The 19,076-nt window shown below is 71.1% G+C and carries 14 protein-coding genes; 5 read left to right on the top strand and 9 right to left on the bottom strand.

The window, feature by feature from the left end; all coding sequences use genetic code 11:
* Positions 1 to 113: 113 nt before the first annotated feature.
* The 3 genes from ASC76_RS22305 to ASC76_RS22295 are packed head-to-tail and all read left to right on the top strand — an operon-like array spanning position 114 to position 3,516.
* Positions 114 to 2,021 (top strand): bifunctional sugar phosphate isomerase/epimerase/4-hydroxyphenylpyruvate dioxygenase family protein, encoded by a 1,908-nt coding sequence (locus ASC76_RS22305; RefSeq protein ID WP_056472095.1) that lies wholly within the window; start codon positions 114 to 116, stop codon positions 2,019 to 2,021.
* 29 nt (positions 2,022 to 2,050) lie between these two features.
* A complete protein-coding gene (locus ASC76_RS22300) occupies positions 2,051 to 2,653 on the top strand; it encodes a 2-hydroxychromene-2-carboxylate isomerase (protein WP_056472091.1) in 603 nt (200 codons plus the stop codon).
* A complete protein-coding gene (locus ASC76_RS22295) occupies positions 2,653 to 3,516 on the top strand; it encodes an amidohydrolase family protein (RefSeq protein WP_056472089.1) in 864 nt (287 codons plus the stop codon). Before ASC76_RS22300 ends, ASC76_RS22295 begins: the two co-directional genes overlap by 1 nt.
* 62 nt (positions 3,517 to 3,578) lie before the next feature.
* On the opposite strand, the gene ASC76_RS22290 is transcribed toward ASC76_RS22295, so the two are convergent.
* The 6 genes from ASC76_RS22290 to hemP all read right to left on the bottom strand — a co-directional run bounded on the left by ASC76_RS22290 (position 3,579) and on the right by hemP (position 8,385).
* Complete coding sequence (locus ASC76_RS22290) at positions 3,579 to 3,989, bottom strand: SWIB/MDM2 domain-containing protein (protein WP_056472086.1); 411 nt, start codon at positions 3,987 to 3,989, stop codon at positions 3,579 to 3,581.
* Positions 3,990 to 4,191: 202 nt separating this feature from the next.
* The gene (locus ASC76_RS22285; RefSeq protein WP_056472083.1) at positions 4,192 to 4,731 is read right to left on the bottom strand and encodes a cytochrome b/b6 domain-containing protein; all 540 of its coding nucleotides are present in this window, start codon (positions 4,729 to 4,731) and stop codon (positions 4,192 to 4,194) included.
* Between the two features lie 24 nt (positions 4,732 to 4,755).
* Entirely contained in the window at positions 4,756 to 5,025 is a 270-nt protein-coding gene (locus ASC76_RS22280) for a PepSY domain-containing protein (RefSeq protein ID WP_056472080.1), read from the bottom strand.
* Positions 5,026 to 5,068: 43 nt separating this feature from the next.
* The gene (locus ASC76_RS22275; RefSeq protein ID WP_056472079.1) at positions 5,069 to 5,758 is read right to left on the bottom strand and encodes a Fe2+-dependent dioxygenase; all 690 of its coding nucleotides are present in this window, start codon (positions 5,756 to 5,758) and stop codon (positions 5,069 to 5,071) included.
* A gap of 17 nt (positions 5,759 to 5,775) precedes the next feature.
* Positions 5,776 to 8,076, bottom strand: a complete 2,301-nt coding sequence (locus ASC76_RS22270; protein ID WP_056472189.1) for a TonB-dependent siderophore receptor — start codon at positions 8,074 to 8,076, stop codon at positions 5,776 to 5,778.
* A gap of 93 nt (positions 8,077 to 8,169) precedes the next feature.
* Positions 8,170 to 8,385, bottom strand: a complete 216-nt coding sequence (gene hemP / locus ASC76_RS22265) for a hemin uptake protein HemP (protein ID WP_056472076.1) — start codon at positions 8,383 to 8,385, stop codon at positions 8,170 to 8,172.
* Positions 8,386 to 8,464: 79 nt separating this feature from the next.
* On the opposite strand from hemP, the gene ASC76_RS22260 reads away from it, so the two are divergent.
* Complete coding sequence (locus tag ASC76_RS22260) at positions 8,465 to 8,815, top strand: phage holin family protein (RefSeq protein WP_056472073.1); 351 nt, start codon at positions 8,465 to 8,467, stop codon at positions 8,813 to 8,815.
* A gap of 4 nt (positions 8,816 to 8,819) precedes the next feature.
* On the opposite strand, the gene pbpC is transcribed toward ASC76_RS22260, so the two are convergent.
* The 3 genes from pbpC to ASC76_RS22245 form a co-directional block, all read right to left on the bottom strand.
* Positions 8,820 to 10,940 (bottom strand): penicillin-binding protein 1C, encoded by a 2,121-nt coding sequence (gene pbpC, locus ASC76_RS22255; RefSeq protein WP_056472070.1) that lies wholly within the window; start codon positions 10,938 to 10,940, stop codon positions 8,820 to 8,822.
* Positions 10,937 to 16,822: an alpha-2-macroglobulin gene (locus tag ASC76_RS22250; RefSeq protein ID WP_056472067.1), complete on the bottom strand. Its 5,886-nt coding sequence runs from the start codon at positions 16,820 to 16,822 to the stop codon at positions 10,937 to 10,939. Before ASC76_RS22250 ends, pbpC begins: the two co-directional genes overlap by 4 nt.
* Positions 16,823 to 16,887: 65 nt before the next feature.
* Positions 16,888 to 18,498 (bottom strand): M48 family metalloprotease, encoded by a 1,611-nt coding sequence (locus tag ASC76_RS22245; RefSeq protein ID WP_056472065.1) that lies wholly within the window; start codon positions 18,496 to 18,498, stop codon positions 16,888 to 16,890.
* Between the two features lie 64 nt (positions 18,499 to 18,562).
* Between ASC76_RS22245 and moaC the strand changes: the two genes are divergently transcribed.
* Positions 18,563 to 19,069 carry a cyclic pyranopterin monophosphate synthase MoaC gene (gene moaC / locus ASC76_RS22240; RefSeq protein ID WP_056472060.1) on the top strand — a complete coding sequence of 169 codons (507 nt, stop codon included), beginning with the start codon at positions 18,563 to 18,565 and terminating at the stop codon, positions 19,067 to 19,069.
* The last annotated feature ends 7 nt before the right edge of the window (positions 19,070 to 19,076 follow it).

Here is a 19,076-nt window from a genome sequence, read left to right as displayed (position 1 = left end):
CAGCCCAGGCACGGGCACAGGAGCCAGCGGCGTGCCGGTCTACCGCTTCGACATCCGCCTGCAGGGCGAGGGCGAGACGGTGTTCTTCGACATCTGAGCGGACCCATCACGCCATGCGCAAGTCGATCGCCACCGTCTCCCTCAGCGGCACGCTGCCGCAGAAGCTCGACGCGGTCGCGGCCGCCGGCTTCGACGCAATCGAGCTGTTCGAAGCCGACTTCATCAACTTCAACGGCAGCGCGGCCGAGCTGAAGTCGCGCGCCGACGACCTCGGCCTCGGCATCGACCTGTACCAGCCGTTCCGCGACTTCGAAGGCATGCCCGAGCCGCTGTTCCGGCGCGGCCTCGACCGCGCCGAGGCCAAGTTCGACCTGATGCAGACGCTGGGCACGCCGCTGATGCTGGTGTGCTCGAACACCTCGCCGCAATCGCTGAACGACCCCGCGCTCGCGGCCGCGCAGTTGCGTGAACTGGCCGAACGCGGGGCCCGGCGCGGCCTGCGCATCGGCTACGAGGCGCTGGCGTGGGGGCGTTGGGTCAACCTGTACCGACAGGCGTGGGACATCGTGCAGCGCGGCGACCACCCCGCCCTCGGCCTGATCCTCGACAGCTTCCACACGCTGTCGCTGCGCGACGACCCCGCCGGCATCCGTGCCATCCCCGGCGACAGGATCTTCTTCGTGCAGATGGCCGATGCGCCGCTGATGGCGATGGACGTGCTGCAGTGGGCCCGGCACCACCGCAATTTCCCCGGCCAGGGCCAGTTCGACCTGGACCACTTCTTCGAGCAGGTGCTGCGGGCCGGCTACACCGGCAACCTGTCGCTCGAGATCTTCAACGACGTGTTCCGCGCGACGCCGAACCGGCGCACTGCGCTCGATGCGATGCGCTCGCTGCTCTATCTGGAAAGCCAGGTGCGTGGGCGGCTCCAGCGCGCCGGCGACGCGGACATCGTCGACCGCGTGCCGCTGGCCGATCCGCCCGCCGCGGCGCCGTTCGATGGCTTCGCGTTCATCGAATTCGCGGTCGATCCGGCCGCCGGCCGCGCGCTCGGCGAGCTGCTGGAACACTTCGGCTTCCACCGCCACGGCCAGCACCGCAGCAAGGAGGTGGCGCTGTATCGGCAGGGCGACATCCGCCTCGTGCTCAATGCGCAGCCGGGCTCGGACGCGCAGGCGCGATTTGCCCAACAGGGTACGAGCGTCTGCACGATCGGCTTGTCGACCCGCGATCCCCGGCAGGCCGCCGAACGCGGGCAGGCCTTGCTCTCCGCCCGCTGCGACAGCCCGCGCGGCGCGCAGGAGCTGGAGCTGCCGGCGATCGTGTCGCCGGGCGGCATCGTGATGCAGTTCGTGCCGACCGGCCAGGACATCGAGGCCGATTTCGTTGCCGCGGGCGGCGCGGCGGCTGACGGCGGCGCTGGCCTGCGCGCGATCGACCACATCGCGCTCGGCCTGGCCAACGACCAGCTCGACACCTGGACGCTGTTCAGCCGCGCGGTGCTCGACCTGTCCTGGGGCGAAAGCCTGGAACTCGCCGACCCGTTCGGCCTGATCCGCAGCCGCGGCGTCGCCAACGCCGGCGGCAGCGTGCGCTTCGTGCTCAACACCTCCGTCGGCGACCACACGCGCACCGCACGCCAGGTCAGCGCGAGCGGCCGTTCCGGCGGCGGCGTGCACCACATCGCGTTCGGCTGCGACGACATCTTCGCGACGATGGCGCGGCTGCGGGCGCGCGGCGCGCGCTTCGTGCCGATCTCGGCGAACTACTACGACGACCTGATCGCACGCCTCGCGCTCGACGAGACGCTGGTGCGGCGGATGCAGGCCCTCGACCTCCTGTACGACGCGAGCGGCGACGGCCGCTACTTCCACGCCTACAGCGAGACGATCGACGACCGCTTCTTCTTCGAGATCGTGCAGCGCGACCTGTACGAGGCCTATGGCGCGCTGAACGCACCGGCACGCCTGGCGGCGCAGGCCCAGGACCCTTCACCGGCGACGCCGGCCCCGAGTCGCTAGACTGCGCGCTCCTCTACCGGAGCACCGCCATGGGACTCGCCGTCGACTACTACTTCTCGCCGCAATCGCCCTGGACCTACCTCGGCCATGAGCGTTTCGCGACCATCGCGCGCGCGGCCGGCGCCACGATCAACGTGCGGCCGGTCGACCTGAGCCAGGTCTTCCCGGTCACCGGCGGCCTGCCGCTGGCCAAGCGGGCGCCGCAGCGCCAGGCCTATCGGCTGGTCGAGCTGAAGCGCTTCAGCGAGCACCTCGGCGTGCCGCTGAACCTGCATCCGAAGTTCTTCCCGGTCGCGAGCGACGCGGCCTCGCGGCTGATCATCGCGGTCGACACGCACGACGGCAGCGACGCGGCGATGGACCTGGCCGGCGCGGCGATGCGCGGCGTCTGGGTCGACGAGCTCGACATCGCCGACGAGGCGACGCTGGCCGCGCTGCTCGCGACCTGCGGATTGCCTCCCGCGCGTCTGGACGACGCGCAGGCGCCCCAGGTCCAGGCCCGCTACGACGCCGACTCGCGTCACGCGATCGAGATCGGCGTGTTCGGCGCGCCGAGCTACGTGGTCGACGGCGAGATCTTCTGGGGCCAGGACCGGCTCGACTACCTCGAGCGCCGGCTGGCGCGCGGCTGATGCGCGGCGGCTGGCTCGCCGGCGCCGCGCTGCTGGCCGCGGCGCTCGGCGCACGCGCCGAGCCCTACGCCGGCCCGCTGTTCGACACCCACCTGCACTACAACGAGGAAGCGGCCGCGCCGTTCCCGATCGCCGACGTGCTGGCGCGCATGCAGCGCAGCGGCGTGCGCGCGATCGTCGCGAACAGCCGGCCGAACGACGGCACGATCGCCCTCGCGGCAGCGCCGCAGGCGGCCGCGGCCGGCGTCACCGTCGTGCCGTTCGTGCGGCTGTACCGCAACCGCGCCGACTACACCGGCTGGTTCGGCGACCCGACGATCTACACGATGGTGCAGCAGCAGCTCGCGGCCGGCACGAAGGCCGGTCCGTTCCGCGGCATCGGCGAGTTCCACCTGTACGACAGCGCGAATGCCGAGGGGCCGGTGGCGCGCCAGTTGATGCAGCTGGCGCAGCAGAAGAGCCTCGCGGTGCTGGCGCATGTCGACGACGACGCGATCGACCGGCTGCTGCGGCACGCCCCGGGCGCCCGCCTGATCTGGGCCCACACCGGCATCGGCGGTGCGCCCGTCGCGCGGGTGCGGGCGCTGCTCGCGCGCTACCCGACGCTGATGGGCGAGCTGTCGTACCGGCCCGGCCTGACCGAGGCCGACGGCCACCTCAGCGCCGAGTGGAAGGCGCTGATCGGCGAGTTCCCGGACCGGTTCATGGTCGGCTCGGACACCTGGATCAACGCGCGCTGGGGCGACTACGAGAACCTGATGCGCGCCGCACGTGTCTGGCTCGGCGACCTGCCGCCGGCGGTGGCGCAGCGTGTGGCGTGGGGCAATGCGGCGGCGCTGTTCGAGGTGGCGACGCCGCGCTGACATGAAAAAAGCCGGTGCATGCACCGGCTTCTTCCTCGCGCGCGGAACGCGCGACTCGACGATCAGCTCAGGTGAGCGTTGATCAGCTTGGTCATCTCGAACATCGAGACTTGCGCCTTCTTGAAGATTTCCTTCAGCTTGGCGTCGGCGTTGATCATCGTCTTCTTCGCTGCGTCCTGCAGCTTGTTGGCCTTGATGTACTCCCAGACCTTCTTCGTCACCTCGGTGCGCGGCACCGGCTTCGGGCCGATGATCGCAGCGAGCGCGGCGCTCGGGGTCATCGCCTTCATGAAGGCGGCGTTGGGAGTGCGCTTCTTGGCCGGTGCTGCAGCCTTCTTCGCAGGAGCCGCCTTCTTGGCGGGCGCTGCCTTCTTGGCAGGCGCGGCCTTCTTCGCAGGAGCCGCCTTCTTGGCCGGTGCGGCCTTCTTCGCTGGTGCCGCTTTCTTAGCCGGCGCTTTCTTCGCAGTTGCCATGTTGATTCTCTCCATCAAAGTTGGTTGATGTGCCCGGGATGGGCGAGAGCCGCGTGGACTCTCATTTCTCCATAGCACCGTGCGGAGCGAATGGTAATGCCTGTGTAGGGTGAAGAGAAGAAGTTTTCACTGGGGAAACGCGCATTTCTTCGAGGTGGAACGCGCTTTGTCGTCGCACGACATCACCGCGCGCGCACCGCGCTCACGCGATGTCGTCGCCCTCGGGCGCGCGCTTGTCGCCATGCAGCATGCTCGCGACGAGGTTCTCGCGGTGTCGCAGGCCGGTGAAGATCACGCCCGCGACGTGCGCGACGACCAGGCCGAGCAGCGTCCATGCGAGCGCGCGATGCACGCCCTCGACGGTCTCGTCGCCCCAGTACGCGTCGGTCGTGTAGAGCCAACCGGTCAGCGCGAGCCCGGCCACGCAGGCCATCAGCGCGACCACCATCCACGCGCCGAGCGGGTTGTGGCCGAGGTAGCGCGGCTCGCGGTGCGCGGCCACCGCGCGGGCGTAGCGCCAGGCGGCGCGCGGCCCGCGGACGAACTGGGCGAAGCGGGCGTAGCGCGTGCCGGCCACGCCCCAGACGATGCGCACCGCGACCGCCGCGAGCGCGACATACCCGGCCGGCTGGTGCACGCCGAACAGCGCGACCAGGCCGAGCGCCGACAGCGCGACTGCGCCGACCAGCACCCAGTGCAGCGCCCGGACCGCGCGGTCCCAGACGCGAAGCGGTGGCGTCATCGGTCGCACGCCGGCGTCAGCCGATCACTTGGCCGGCGCGGTGACGACCTCGAAGGTCTTCGGGTGGAAGAAGGTCTCCATCTTCTTGCCGGTCGCGTTCTTGCCGTAGACCTCGTAGCACCCGTTCTCGATCTTCACGCGGCTGATCGTCCAGCCCTCGTTCTTCAGCTTGCGCTCGAGCTCGGCCTGCGGCTTCCACTCTGCCTTCGGGATCGGCTCGCACTTCTCGGCGTGCTGCGCGAACGCACCGCCGGCGGCAAGGGCCAGGCACAGGGTCAGGAGTTGGCGTTTCATGGGGGCTTCCTTTCAGGGTCGGTCGAGAGAAAAGGCGCTGCGCTCAGGCGTCGGCCCACAGGCGCAGCAGGTTGTGATACGTGCCGGTCAGGCCGATCACCGCGGGGTCGGTCTCGCCCACCGAGGTGCGCAGGCGCATCAGGTGCGAGTCCATGTCGAACAGGAGCCGGCGCTGCTCGTCGCTGCGCACCATGCTCTCGAGCCAGAAGAAGCTCGCGACGCGATGGCCGCGGGTCACCGGCTCGACGCGGTGCACGCTGGTGCCGGGGTAGAGCACCATGTCGCCGGCCGGCAGCTTGATGCGCTGCGGGCCGAAGGTGTCCTCCACGGTCAGCTCGCCGCCGTCGTACTCGTCGGGGTTGGCGAGGAACAGGGTGCAGCTGACGTCGGTGCGGATCCGGTCGCCCTGCCCGCCGGGCAGGAAGCGGATCGCGTTGTCGACGTGGTCGCCGAACGCGTTGCTGGCGCCGCCGTAGCGGTTGAACAGCGGCGGGAACACCCGCTTCGGCAGCGCCGCCGAGAAGAACACCGCGTGCCGGTTGAGCCCGCCGAGCACGATCTGCTGCAGCGCGCGCGTCTCGGCGGCGTCCTGCGGCAGCTGCTCGTTGTTCTTGGCCTGGGCCGATTGCACGCCGGCGGTGACGCGCCCGTCGCCCCAGGTCGCGCGCGCCAGGATCGCGCGGGCTTCGCGCAACTCGTCGGCGTTCAGGACTTGCTTGACGTGGAGCAGCATCGGCGGCGCAACCCTCGCTAGAACCGGGTGGTCATCGTGACCTGGATCGAGCGCCCGGCGCCCGGGATGTAGTGCCCGCTGTAGAGCGCATCGGCGTAAAACTTGTTCGCGACGTTGTTGACGTTGAGCTTGAACGCGACCGCGTCGCTGAGCGTGTACTCGGCCATCAGGTCGCCGGTGACGAACTTGGGCGCGACGATGCCGGCCGGGTTGCGGTTCGGCGTCTGCGAGCTGCGCGCGTTCAGGCCGCCGCCCAGGCGCAACGCCGGCGTGAACTGGTAGGTCGTCCAGAACGTGCCGCTGTGGCGCGGGGTCAGCGACGAGCGGGTGCCCGCCCCTTCGCCGACGCCGGCGACCGAACCCGGCGCACCGATGTCGATCTTCGCGACCGGTGTCCATGCATAGGACGCGAACACCTCCCACGCCGGCGTGATGCGGCCGGCCGCCTCGAGCTCGAGTCCGGCGGCGTGACGCTTGCCGGAAAGCAGCGCGGCGGTGGCGGCGCTGTCCGGATCGCGATTGCGCTCGTTCGTCTTGATGCTGTAGAAGGCCGCGACGCGCGTGCTCAGCTTGCCGCCGAACCAGTCGACCTTGCCGCCGAGCTCGTAGTTCTCGCTGCCCTCGGGCGGCGTGTTCGCGGTCTGTGCGTCGTACTGGTAGGTGTCGCCCGAGGTGTTGAACGAGGTGCCGTACGAGAAGTGGAACGAGGTCTCGTCGGTCGGCTGGTAGAGCACGCCGAAGCGCTTGCTCCACAGCTTGTCCGAGCGGCCGCGGTCGGCGAGCTGCGTGCCGACCGGCGGCGGGTTCGGCACCGCCGTCGTCGGCTCGGCGGTCTGGAAGGTCTGGTAGCTGCCCTTGAAGTAGTCCCAACGCAGGCCGCCGAGCAGCTTCCAGTGCGGCGCGACTTCCACCAGATCCTGGAAGTACACGCCCAGCGCCTTCGCGTCGAACGCGCTCGCCTGGCGCTTCAGCCGCAGGCTTTCGTCGACGCTGTTGGGGTTGCCGCCGTCCAGCGTGAACGGCACGGCGTTCTTGTTCAGCACCACGCCGGCGGGCAGCACCGTGGCGTAGCCGTGGAACACCTCGTGCGCGGCATCCACCCCCGTCAGCACGTTGTGCGTCAGGCCGAACCAGCCGAACTGGTTGCTGTAGTCGCTCTGCGCGTAGGTGGTCGTCATGTCCTGAACCTTGTTGTTCGGACCGTTCTCGACCAGGCGCGTCGCGCCGTTCACCGTGTCCAGGCCGGGCGCGGCGACGATCGGGCCGTTGGCCGCATTCGCGTTCGTGTAGAAGCGGATCGTGCCGGCGCGCTGGTCGCGGTCGTAGCGGCCGTGGCGGATGGCCGACTGGAGCTCGCCGCCGTCGGCGAAGCGGTGCGTCCAGCCGGCCGTCGCGAGCGCGGCGCCGCCGGCGTTGTAGTCGCTCGCGGCCTGGTAGTAGGCGTGGTTCGGATCGAGGCGGGTGTCGATCGACGACGCGTTCGCGCCGCTCTGCGCCTGGGTCTGCTTGACCCACGGCAGGCCGTAGTTGATGCCGTTGTTGTTGCGCAGGTAGTAGCCCGACACGTGGAACTCGTCGTTCGTGCCGATGCCCCAGCGGAAGCTCGGCGCGAGGCCCTGCTTGTCGAGCTTGTTGCCGTCGTTGGTGGCCTGCGTGACCATCGTGTTGATGCGCAGCGCCGACGTGTCGCCGGTCTTCAGGTTGAAGTCGCCGGTGAAGCGCATGAAGCTGCCGGTGCCGGCGGTGAAGTCGACCTGGGATGCGTTGGCCAGGAACGGCATCTTGCTGACCTGGTTGACCACGCCGCCGGTCGAGCCGCGTCCGAACAGCATCGAGGCCGAGCCGCGCAGCAGCTCGATGCGGTCGAAGCTGAAGGTGTCGCGCTCGTAGAACGCCGGGTCGCGCAGGCTGTCGGCGTAGATGTCGCCGCTGGCGGCGAGCGAGAAGCCGCGCAGCCGGATGTCCTCCTCGCCGCCCTCGGCCGCGAGGAACGAGACGCCGGCGGTCTGGTGCAGCGCTTCCTTCAGCGTGTCGATGCGGCGGTCCTCCATCAGCTTCTCGGTGATCACGGTCACCGATTGCGGGATGTCGCGCAGGTCCTGCGTGCCCTTGCCGATCGTCGAGGTGGTGGCGCGCACCGAGTTCGCGTCGGTCTCGGCCTTGCCGTTGACGACCACCGGCGTCAGCGTCACCGACGGCGCAGCCGCCACGACTGCGGTCTGCGCGCCGACCGGGCCGGCCAGCAGGCCGAAGCCGGCCGCCAGCGCGCCGAGCGGCAACAGCCGCGGTGCGGCGGGTGGAAGGAATGGGGTGGACATCGGGACGGTCGGCACGTGAGGCTCCTTGGACAAGGGGTCGGCACGGGCTGGCGATGGCGGGCTGGTGCGAGAGGCGAAGAACGGAACGGGGCGCTACTTGGTCAGGATCAGCTTTCCGAGCGCGGTCAGTTTCAGGCGGTAGATCACGCCACCATGGTCGATGCGCAGTTCGGTCGCGCCGCGGAACAGCGCGTCGCTGGCCACCGTGCGGGCATCGCCCTCGGCGGCGGCCACCGGCGGGACCTCGCCGCGCGGCGCATCGAGCGCATCAACGGCTGGGATCGACGGAGGCGCGCGGTGGTTCGACATCGGACACGGATATTAACACTAATGCGAACTATTCCTATTCACGAATTCGACCCCGCGCGCGGCGCGGTATTCTTCGCGCATGAAAATCATCGTCCGCTGGCTCCTGCTCGCCGCCGCCCTGCTGCTGGTGGCCTACCTCTACCCCGGCGTGACGGTGAACAACTTCACCTCTGCGCTGATCGCGGCGTTCGTACTCGGCTTGCTGAACACGCTGTTGCGGCCGATCCTGGTGCTGCTGACGCTGCCGGTCACGGTGCTCACGCTCGGCTTGTTCCTGTTCGTGATCAACGCGCTGATGTTCTATTTCGCCGCGTCGATGCTCGACGGGTTCCACGTCGCCGGCTTCGTCGCCGCGCTGATCGGCTCGCTGCTCTACAGCCTGTGCGGGATGGTGATCGACGTGGCGATGGAAAGAGTCTTCTTGCGCTGACGCCTCAGCGGCGCGTGGCGGCCGGCGTCGCCCTGACGCCCGCGCCACGCACCTCGAACCGCACGGTCTCGACGACCGCGCCGTCGCGCCCCAGCAGCGCGAGCTCGTGCCGGCCCGGCCACGGCGCCCACGTGATCCGGCGCGCCCGGCCCAGGCGCTTGCCGTCGAGCATCCACACGCCGGCGGCGCCTTCGAAGGTGATGCGCTGCGCGGCGGGCGGCATGTCCGGGTCGAGCGCGAAGATGCTGCCGTCGCGCGGGCTCGCGATGCCGAAACGCTGCGACTGCGCCACCTGAACGCCGGCGCGCTGCACGGCCTGCTCGGTGCCGGCGATGAAGAACTCTTCGCGCGCCGGCTCGCGCTGCGCGTCGAACGCGACGCGTGTCGCGACCACACCGGCCGGCGCACGCGGCGCGCGTGACGGCGCATCCGCATGGAGTCGCTGCACCAGCGCGTGCCAGATCGGCGCGGCGCCGCTCACGCCGCTGACGTCGTGCATCGCCGCGCCGCTGGCGTTGCCGATCCAGACGCCGACCGTGTAGCGGTCGGTGAAGCCGACGCACCAGTTGTCGCGCATGTCCTTGCTGGTGCCGGTCTTGACGGCCGCGAAGCCGCGCGTCGCGAGCAGGTTGTTCAGGCCGAAGGTGCGGACGCGGGCGTTGTTGTCGGCCAGGATGTCGGTGACGAGGAACACCGCGGCCGGGTCGGCCACGCGGACCGGCGCGGTGGCGTGGCCGTCGAGCGCGACCGGCGCATAGCGCCCGCCGTTCGCGAGCGCGCGGTAGGCGTTGGTCAGCCCGAGAAGCGTCACGTCCGCCGCGCCGAGCGCCAGCGCGTTGCCGTAGAAGCCGCCGGGCTTCGGCAGCGCGAACCCGAGCGCGTTGAAGCGCGCGACCAGCGTGTCCGGCCCGAGCATCGCGCCGACGCGCACCGCCGGCACGTTCAGGCTCGCGCCGAGCGCGGTGCGGGCGCTGACCCAGCCCTTGAAATCGTGGTCGTAGTTCTGCGGCAGGTACAGGCCGTTCTGCGTTTCGAGCTGCGCGGGCGAATCGTCGATCAGGCTGGCCGGCGTGATCAAGCGCTGCTCGAACGCGAGCGCGTAGACGAAGGGCTTCAGCGTCGAGCCGGGCTGGCGCCGTGCGAGCACGCCGTCGACCTGCGCCGCGCCGGACAGGTCGCCGCTCGAGCCGACCCACGCACGCACTTCGCCGCTGGCGTTGTCGAGCACGACGATCGCGCCGTCCTCGACGTTGCGACCGGCCAGCTCACCGAGCTGCTGCCGCAGCGCCGCGATCGCGACGCGCTGCAGGCCGGCATCGAGCGTGCTGCGCTGCACCGCCGCGCCGCCGGCTGCGACCGCCTGGCGCGCGAAATGCGGCGCCAGCTGCTCGCCCAGCGGCATGCCGCCGCGGCGCGCGAGCGCGGTCGCGGCCAGCGCGTTGACGCCGGTGCAGGGCTGCGATTGCAGCTGCAGCACGCCGCAGGCGCGTTGCGCGACGGTCTCGGCGCTGGCGTTCGGCCCGCGCAGCAGCGCTGCGGCGATCGCCGCTTCGTGCGCGTCGAGGCCGCTCGGGTGCTTGCCGAACAGCGTCAAACTCAGCGCGTCGATGCCGACCACCTCGCCGCGGAACGCCACCGAATTGAGGTACGCCTCGAGGATCTCGCTCTTCTTCCAGCGCGCGTCGAGCTGCGCCGCGGTCAGCGCCTGGTCGATCTTCTGCACGACGCTGCGGCCCCCGGCGGGCCGCGCGAGGCCGTCGTCGAGCAGGCCGGCGAGCTGCATCGTCAACGTCGACGCGCCACGCGTCTTCGTGTTCCAGAGGTTGCCCCACGCGCTCTTCGCGACCGCGCTCCAGTCGACACCGGCGTGCTCGTAGAAGCGGCGGTCCTCGCTGAGCACGATGGCCTGCAGCAGCGCGGGGGACATCCCGTCGAGCGGCACCCATGGCAGGCGGCGCGCGGTCTTGTCGACGCGCAGGGTCTGGATCGGCACGCCGGTGCGGTCCGTCAACGTGATGTCGGACGGGCGGTGGGCGGCGCGCACCTGCTCGAAGGTCGGCAACGCGCTCGCCGCGGCCGACGCGCCGAGCAGCACCGCCGCGATCGGGGCGCGCCACCGCATCATGGCCGGACCTCGAGCGCCGCGTTCGGCGCCTCGCCGAAGCTCTCCGGCGCGTACATCGCCTCGACCCGCGTCGGCGGCAGCGAGAACTGGCCCGGGTTGTTGAGCCGCACGGTGTACTCGATCACGTGCTTGCCCTTGGGCATGAATTCGAAGTAGCTGCGGAAGGCCTCGAACCCGCGCTCGTCGAACGCCGGCCAGGCGCTGCCGGCACGCCGCTCGGTGCGGGTCGCGATCGCCGAGTCGCGGCCGAGGCCGCTGCCGAGGATGGTCGCGCCGCCGGGCACCGGATCGCTGACGACGACCCAGGTCATGTCGCTCTGGGCGTCGACCTCGATGCGCACGCGGACCACGTCGCCGCGCGACCAGCCCGCCTTGTCCTTCTGCTCGACGGGGCTGACGCTGCGCACCACGCTGTAGCCCGCCCGCAGCGGCGCGCGCAGCGGGATAGCGGCCAGACTCTGCACCGTCAGCCACGGCTTGCCGGTGCCGTCCTGCGCGACGTTCAACGGCCCCGGCGTGGCCGGCCAGGCCAGCAGCATGGAACCGCCGTTCGGGCTCTTCGCCCAGTCGATTGCGCCGCTGCGGTCGGCGAGCGTCGCGGCGGTGCGGCCGCCGACCTTGACCGACTCGAACTTCGCCGAGAACTTGTCGAGCGCGAGCGAGCCCCACAGGTTGGCGGTCGTCGTCAGCCACGCGCCGGCGCGCTGGCGGCTCAGTGCGCCGACGACCATGCGCGGGATGTCCTCCTTCCACGCCGGGTCGTCCATCACCGCGAGGATGAGCCGCGCGGCGTTCGCGTCGGCGCTGTCCATCAGCCACCACCAGAAGTCGTCCTGCTCGTTGCTGAACTTCAGCGTCGTGCCGGCATACGTCAGTCGGCTGCGCAGGATCTGGTTCGCCTCGTCGATGCGCTTGGCGGCGTTGGGCACGCCGTCGAGCTGGCGCAGGATGCGCAGCCAGTCGATCACCGCCGCGGTCGGCCAGATGTTCGGCGTGAGGTTGACAGAGCCGAGCATCTTGGGCTGCGCGCGGCCGTAGCGCGACAGCGCCTCGATCGCGGCGATCTTGCGCACGTCCAGATCCGCGCGCGGCGACCAGAAGCTGCGCTCGATGCGGCCCTCGACGAACGCCGCCAGGCCGGCGAGCATCGCGTCGCGCGCCGGTGCGGGCAGTTCGAAGCCGGCCTCGTGCGTCGCGGCGAGCACGTAGGCGGTCAGCCGGTCGCTGCCGCGCGGGCCGTCCTCGGCGCGCGGCGGGAAGTAGCTGGCGAGGCCGTCGCTGTCGAGGTAGGTCGGCAGCGCGCCGGCGACCGCGGCCCACAGCTTCGCGTCCTTCAGGCCGACCGCCTTCGAGGTCTTCTGCTCCAGGCAGATGAACGGGTAGGTCTCGAAGTAGCGGCGCATGCCGGGCAGCGCGCCGCTCAACTTGGGCTGCGTCGCGACCAAGATGCCGCCGCGCTTGGGGCCGGTGGCCGGCAGCGCATCGGCCGGCGCGGCGATCGGCAAGGTCAGCGTGCCTTCGAGCTGCTGCAGCGTGGCCTGCAGCACGCGCACCGGCACCGCGGGCGCGACCAGTTGCGTGACCTTCACGCGGTCGCGCGCGCGCGCCGCGGCGGGCCCGGCGCCCTGCTCGTCGGCACCGGCTTCCCAGGTCACGCTGAACGCATCCGCCGGCACGCTGACCGGCCAGACGAGTTCCTGCGCGCCGCCGGCCGGCACGACCACGTCCTGCGCGGGTACGTTCAGCGGCGTGCGGACGACGTCGGGCGCAGTGCCCGAGTTCACCGTGCCCTGCAGCGTCGCGTGGACCTTCATCTCGCGCGCGGTGGTGTTGCGCAGCGTCAGCATCGCGCCGAACTGGTCGCCCTCGCGCACCAGCGGCGGCAGGCCGGCGAGCAATTGCAGGTCCTGCGTGACGCGGATGCTGGCGCTGCCGGTGCCGAACTGCTGCACGCCCGCATCGGCGATGGCCACGAGCCTGAAGCTGGTCAACGAGTCATTCAGCGGCACCTCGATCGTGGCCTCGCCGTTCGCGTCCAGCAGCACGTCGCCCTTCCACAGCAGCAGCGTGTCGAACAGCTCGCGCGTGCTGCCGCGCCCGCCGCCGCCGCCGGCCGCGATCGCCTTGCGGCCGTAGTGGCGCCGGCCGATGATCTCGCTCTGCGCGGTGCTGGTCTCCACGCCCCAGGCGCGCGGCTTGATCATCGTGTTCAGCAGGTCCCACGAATCGTTCGGGCGCAGCGCGAGCAGGCCCTCGTCGACCGCCGCGAACGCGACGCTGGTGCCGGCCAGCGGCTTGCCGCCGAACGCCACCCTGACCTTCGCGACCACCTTCTGCCGCACCGAATACTGGGGCTTGTCGGTCGTCACGCTCACCTGCAGCTCGTGCGCCTTCAAGCCGATCTTCAGCGCCGCGACGCCGAGCTTGAACGCCGGCTTCGCGAGGTCGACCATCGCGGTCGGCGCCTGGTAGTCGCGCCCTTCGACGCGGAACGCGCGCCACCAGTTCAGCGGCTCCTTCCAGCCCCAGGTGAACAGCGAGTACCACGGCACCTCGCGCAGGCGCCCGCGCAGCGCGAGCACGCTGACATAGACGTTCGGGCCCCAGCTCGGCTCGATCTTCAGCTCGACGGTCGGGTCGTCGCCGCGCAGCGTGACGACCCGCGTGTCCAGCACGCCCTCGCGCTCGACGGCCACCAGCGCGGTCGCCTCGCGGAACGGCATGCGGACCTGCAGCTTCGCGGTCTCGCCCGGCTCGTAGCGCTTCTTCTCGGGCAGCAGGTCGATGCGGTCGTCGTTGTCCTGCGCGAACCAGAGTTCGCCCTGCTTCGTGACCCAGAGGCTGGCGGCGGCCTGCGCGGCGTTGCCAGCGGCATCCTTGCTCGACGCGATCAGCTCGACCTGACCGGCGGTGTCGAGCTCGGCCTCGCAGGCGAGCAGCCCGCGGTCGTCGGTCTGGCCGCTGCACAGCGCGCCCAGGTCCTTCTGCTCGGTGCGGTTGTCGTAGGCGTAGAAGCCGCCGACCATGCGCTTGCGCGTGCTGATCACCTGGCTCAGGCGGCCGCGCACCTCGATGGCCTGGTTCCTGATCGGCTGGCCCTGGGTGTCGAGCGCGACGGCACTGAAGCGAGCCTTGCCGCGGCCGCTCGCCCACGAGCCGGTCTTGACGCCGAGCACCACCGCGCTCGGCCAGAGCGGGATCGTGGTCGCGACCGTCTGCACCTCGCCGTTCGGGTCGTTGTAGGTCAGCTCGGCGGTGACCTCGCTGGGGCGCCTGGTCGGCGGCAGGTCCTTCAGCGTGAAGTTGGCGGCGCCGTTGCGGTCGGTCGTCAGCGCGAGCTTGTCGGCGATCAGCTTGCCGTCGCGCGCCTCGGGCGCGGTCTCGCTGTCCTCTTCGTCGCGCGACGCGGGCGTGGCGGCCGGGTCGCGCGGCGGCTCGAACGAGAACTCCTCGTAGCCCGCGAACGCGACGCTGCGGCTCTTCAGCAGTGCCGACGCGCGCGCCGGCTGCTGCACCATCGGCCCGCCGGAGAAGTAGTTGAGCTGCGCGGCGATCGGCAGCTCCTTCGGTGCAACCGCGACCGCCTTCGGCCCGGTCAGGCGCGCATCGACCAGCGGCAAGCGGAACTCCTCGACGCGGAAATCGCCGCTGATCCACTCGCGGCGGCGCTTCGCGTCAGCGCTTTCGCGCACGAGCACGACGTTGTAGACGCCGAGCTTGGCGGCCGGCGGGATCGCCCAGGTGGCGAGCGCATGGCGCACGCCGTTCCACTTCAACGGCTGCACGAACTCCTGGCCGGTGCCGGCGTGGACGATCTTCATGCGCGTCGGCAGGTCCTCGGGCTTCAGCGCGGCGAGGCCGGCCGAGGTCTCGGTGCGCGCGAAGTGCTTCATCGACACCGTCTCGCCGGCACGGAACAGCGTGCGGTCGAACACCGTGGCGGTGCGCACGTCGGGCTCGACGCCGCGGCCGACCGGGACGTTGAAGCGCCACGATTCGATGCCCTTCTGCCAGCTGCTGAACACGAACGCGGTGTCGACCACGCCTTTCGCATCGGCCTTGCGGGCGGTGACGAACAGGCCCGACTCGGCCGGGCAGACCGCCACGTCCGCGTCGAGCGCCTGAGAAATCCGGGCCAGCCCGTTCGCGTCGGTGCGGCCGGACCACAGCTTGCGACCCGTGCAGTCGTTGACGACGACCTCCGCCCCGTCGACCGGCTTGCCGCGATCGAGCGAGGTCACCCACGCCAGGCTGTTCTCGCGCCCGAGCTTGAAGTGCACGCCGAGGTTGGTGACGAGCACGCCGGTGCGCACGAACATCGGCGCGCGCTTGTCGAGCAGCGACTGGCCGAGCCGCAGCGACTCGATCTCGACGACGTGATAGCCCGGCTCGGCGATCGGGATGCCGACGACCTCGAACGGCCGCGGGTCGCCACCGTTCAATTGCGGCAGGTCGAGGCGCTTCGCGGACGCGTCCTTGTTCAGCAGCGAAAGCTCGCGGGTCGCGACGAACCGCTCCGCCTTGCGCTTGATCGGCCGGCCGCGCGCATCGGTGTCGGTCTCGGTCGTGAACCACTGCGACTCGGGCAGGCCCGCATCCTTCGCGCTGATGCGGCTCTCGTCGTAGCGGCGCAGCGTCGCGAACCAGGCCAGGATGTCGGCGTCGGTCTGCAGGTGCTTGATGCGCACCTGGCCGCCCGGCGCCGCGGGCCTCAGGTCGCCTTGCACATGACGCACGGTGACCGGCAACAGCGGGTCGGCTGCCTCGATGACGCCGAACGGCGCCGCGGCGAACTTGGCGATCGGCGGGGCCTCGCCGGTCGCGACCTGCAGCGGGAACATCGACGCGTTGTCCAACGCCCGGCCGGCGTTGTCCTTCAGGTCGGCCGGCAGTGCGATCGTGAACGCCGCGCGCTCCGGCAGCGGGATCGGGAACGTGACGGCGCTGACCTCGGTCGACTTGTCGTCCTTGTCGAACACCGGCGCGAGCGCGCCGCCGGACGGCGGATTCAGCCGCAGCTTCGCCGCCGTCTCGCGCGCGACGGGCGCCGAGAAGCGCACCGTCATCGGCCGGATCGGCAGGCACGGCGCGTTCGCGTTCTCGCGCTCGCAGCTGAACTCGGCCGTGAACGCCGGACGCACCGTGAAGCGGTAGCGCTGCTCGATCGTCGTCGCGATCTTCGGGTTCGCGACACCGGTGATGCCCTGGCCCCAGGTCAGCCGCACCGCCGCGGCGTGCGGCAGTGGGCGCTTGCAGGTCAGGATCAGCGTGCGCTCGATCTGCTCCTTCTTGTCGATGCCGCGCGCCTTCAGCAGCGCGGCGCGCGCGTCGCCGCCGATCACGGTGACGCCGATCCGCTCGCCGATGCCCTCGACTTCGCACCAGGCGTTCGCGAGCACCGTGCTCTCGACCGCCGCGCCGTTCAGGCGCAGCAGGAAATACTGGTCCTCGGCGATCTGCGAGCCGTCGTACGGCTGCATCGAGACGATGGCCGGGCCGCCGGTGTTGAAGCTGTACTCGGCCGGGCCGGTCAGCGCGCCGTTCAGCGGCTTCCAGTCGCTGCGCGCCTTCAGCGTGCAGCGCGTGCCGGGCGGCAGCGGCTCGCGGAAGTCGTAGAGCCAGACACGGTCGTTGGCCCAGCGTCCGGCGCCGGCCGGCACCGCGCCCTGACAGGCGAGCGCCATCGGGTCCGGCAGGCGCAAGTCGCCGAACGCGACCACGGCCTCCGAGAACTTGACGGTGATCTGCCGCACCTGAGCGACCTCGCCTTGCGGCGTGACCGCGGCGATGGTCGCGGCATGCGCCGGCGGCACGGCCGCAAGCGCCGCGAGGAATGCGAGGGTTGTGGGCCAGGCCCGGAACTTCTCGACGACTGACCGCATGCACCGACTCCCTGATTCGCGCCGGGTTCGGCCCGGCGTCGCGAGAGTCTACGAGCGGTGCCGCACTACTTGAGCGACTTCTCGTCGGCCTTGCGCTGGCGCAGTTGCGCGTCGACATCACGCAGCCGCGCGTCGATCACCGAGACGTCGATGAAGTCGACGGCGCCGCCGCTGCGGGCGCGGCGCTGGCCGGCGCGCAGGCGGTCGGCCGCGCCTTCCAGGTCGCCGAGCGCGACCCGCGATTCGGCATCGGCGCGCAGCGCGCGCAGCGGCTGGCCGAGGCGCTCCTCGGTCTGGCTCAGCGCGGTCCACGCGAGCGAGTCGGTCGGCCGGATCGCCGTCCAGGTGCGCAGTTGTTCAGCCTGCTGGCGCAGTGCCGGGCTGTCGGGCGCCTGCCGGGGCACCGCGGCCAGCGTCGCCTGGGCCGCCAGCAGCAGCGTCGGCCGCGAACCGTCGGTGCGGTACGGATCGAGCGCCGCGGTGGCGCGCGAGACATCGCCGCGCGCCAGCAGCGACTGCACGTTCAGCAGCGCGACCGCGCGTTCGGCGCGCGCGTTACCGCGCACCAGGGCGGCGGCAGCCGCGATCGACGCGTCGGCGCGCGACCAGTCGCGCAACAGCGTCGAGGCGAGCGCGCTCGAGTAGGCCGAGAGCAGTTTCTCGCCGGTGGTGGTTGCGATGCGGTCGCCATCCAGCGCCTGCCAGCGGCGCAGCGCGTCGAAGCGCGAGTCCATCAGCACCCGCGCACGGGCCTGTGCGGCGATGTGCTCGAGCTGCGCCGGCGTCGCCGGCAGCGCGACCACCGCACTGGCGGCACTAGCCGCGCCGGCCGTGCCCATGCGCGCACGCGCCTCGCCGATGCGCTCGCTCGTCAGCGGGTGGCTGCGCAGGTACGGGTAGCCGCCGGAGTCGTTCAGCCGCGAGGACTGCTCGAGCTTCTCGAACATCGCTGCCATGCCGCCGGGTGCGAAGCCGGCGCCGGTCATCACCTGCCAGCCGACGCGGTCGGCCTCGCGCTCCATGTCGCGCGAGAAGTTGAGCTGCCCCTGAGCCGCCAGCGCCTGGCTGCCGACGACTGCCGCGTTGGCGGCGTCGATGCTGCTGTTGCCGGCACGGCTCGCGACGACCAGGCCCGCGAGCATCGCCGCGAGGCTGAGGATCGACTGGCGCTTGGCGTTGCCGATGCTGCGCGCGATGTGGCGCTGCGTGATGTGCGACATCTCGTGCGCCAGCACCGAGGCCAGCTCGTCACGGCTGCCGGTCAGCGCGATCAGGCCGAGGTACACGCCGACGAAACCGCCCGGCAGCGCGAACGCGTTGACCTCCTTGTCGCGCACCAGGAACGGCTCCCACGCGAGGCGCTGGTCGATGTCGGCGCTCAGGTTGCCGCGCACGCGCGCCTGCGCGACCAGCGGCTGCCAGAGCAACTGGACGTATTCGAGCAGCACCGGGTCGTCGAGGTAGTCCGGGTCGGCGCGGATCTCACGCATGATCTCGGCGCCGAGCTTGTGTTCGGTCGCGATGCTGAAATCGTCACCCGACGGATCGCCCAGCGACGGCAGCTGGTTCTGCGCCCACGCCGGCGGCAGCGTGCTTGGCAAGAGCAGCGCGAGGGCGGTGGCGGCGGCGACGAGGCGGCGCCGCAGCGGGCGGGGGCGATCGGGTGGTGTCGACACGGAGGTGGGCTGCGAAAGCGCGTGGCTATGATGCCGCACAAACGTTTCGAGGATGTTTCGTGCCATGAGTTCAACGCCGCCCGCATCGCCTGCCGCTTCGCCGCTGACGCATTTCGACGCGCAGGGGCAGGCGCACATGGTCGATGTCTCGGCCAAGGGCGAGACCCACCGCATCGCGCGCGCGACCGGCACGATCCGCATGCTGCCGGCGACGCTGGCGCTGATCGAGGGCGGGCAGGCGAAGAAGGGCGACGTGATCGGCGTCGCGCGCATCGCGGCGATCCAGGCCGCCAAGCGCACCGCCGAGCTGATCCCGCTGTGCCACCCGCTGCCGATCACCCGTGTGGCGGTCGAGTTCGAGACCGACCGGGCGACCAGCAGCGTGCGCTGCACCGCGCAGGTCGAGACGCTCGGCCGCACCGGCGTCGAGATGGAGGCGCTGACCGCGGTGCAGATCGGCCTGCTGACGGTCTACGACATGTGCAAGGCCGCCGACCGCGGGATGGTGATGGACGGGATCCGCGTGCTGGAGAAGCACGGGGGGAAGTCGGGGGATTGGGTCGCGGGCTGAGCGCGCG

Origin of the sequence: Rhizobacter sp. Root404 (assembly GCF_001425865.1) — a bacterium.
Classification (GTDB): Bacteria; Pseudomonadota; Gammaproteobacteria; order Burkholderiales; family Burkholderiaceae_C; genus LMDS01.
This window is presented reverse-complemented; position numbering and strand designations above follow the sequence as displayed.

Excerpts from the sequence above, each read along its gene's own strand:
- hemP (WP_056472076.1), bottom strand. The coding sequence starts at position 8,385 with ATGTCGAACCACCGCGCGCCTCCGTCGATCCCAGCCGTTGATGCGCTC.
- ASC76_RS22275 (WP_056472079.1), bottom strand. The coding sequence starts at position 5,758 with ATGCTGCTCCACGTCAAGCAAGTCCTGAACGCCGACGAGTTGCGCGAA.
- ASC76_RS22280 (WP_056472080.1), bottom strand. The coding sequence starts at position 5,025 with ATGAAACGCCAACTCCTGACCCTGTGCCTGGCCCTTGCCGCCGGCGGT.
- ASC76_RS22295 (WP_056472089.1), top strand. The coding sequence starts at position 2,653 with ATGCGCGGCGGCTGGCTCGCCGGCGCCGCGCTGCTGGCCGCGGCGCTC.
- pbpC (WP_056472070.1), bottom strand. The coding sequence starts at position 10,940 with ATGATGCGGTGGCGCGCCCCGATCGCGGCGGTGCTGCTCGGCGCGTCG.
- ASC76_RS22250 (WP_056472067.1), bottom strand. The coding sequence starts at position 16,822 with ATGCGGTCAGTCGTCGAGAAGTTCCGGGCCTGGCCCACAACCCTCGCA.
- moaC (WP_056472060.1), top strand. The coding sequence starts at position 18,563 with ATGAGTTCAACGCCGCCCGCATCGCCTGCCGCTTCGCCGCTGACGCAT.
- ASC76_RS22305 (WP_056472095.1), top strand. The coding sequence starts at position 114 with ATGCGCAAGTCGATCGCCACCGTCTCCCTCAGCGGCACGCTGCCGCAG.
- ASC76_RS22285 (WP_056472083.1), bottom strand. The coding sequence starts at position 4,731 with ATGACGCCACCGCTTCGCGTCTGGGACCGCGCGGTCCGGGCGCTGCAC.
- ASC76_RS22300 (WP_056472091.1), top strand. The coding sequence starts at position 2,051 with ATGGGACTCGCCGTCGACTACTACTTCTCGCCGCAATCGCCCTGGACC.
- ASC76_RS22260 (WP_056472073.1), top strand. The coding sequence starts at position 8,465 with ATGAAAATCATCGTCCGCTGGCTCCTGCTCGCCGCCGCCCTGCTGCTG.
- ASC76_RS22290 (WP_056472086.1), bottom strand. The coding sequence starts at position 3,989 with ATGGCAACTGCGAAGAAAGCGCCGGCTAAGAAAGCGGCACCAGCGAAG.
- ASC76_RS22270 (WP_056472189.1), bottom strand. The coding sequence starts at position 8,076 with ATGTCCACCCCATTCCTTCCACCCGCCGCACCGCGGCTGTTGCCGCTC.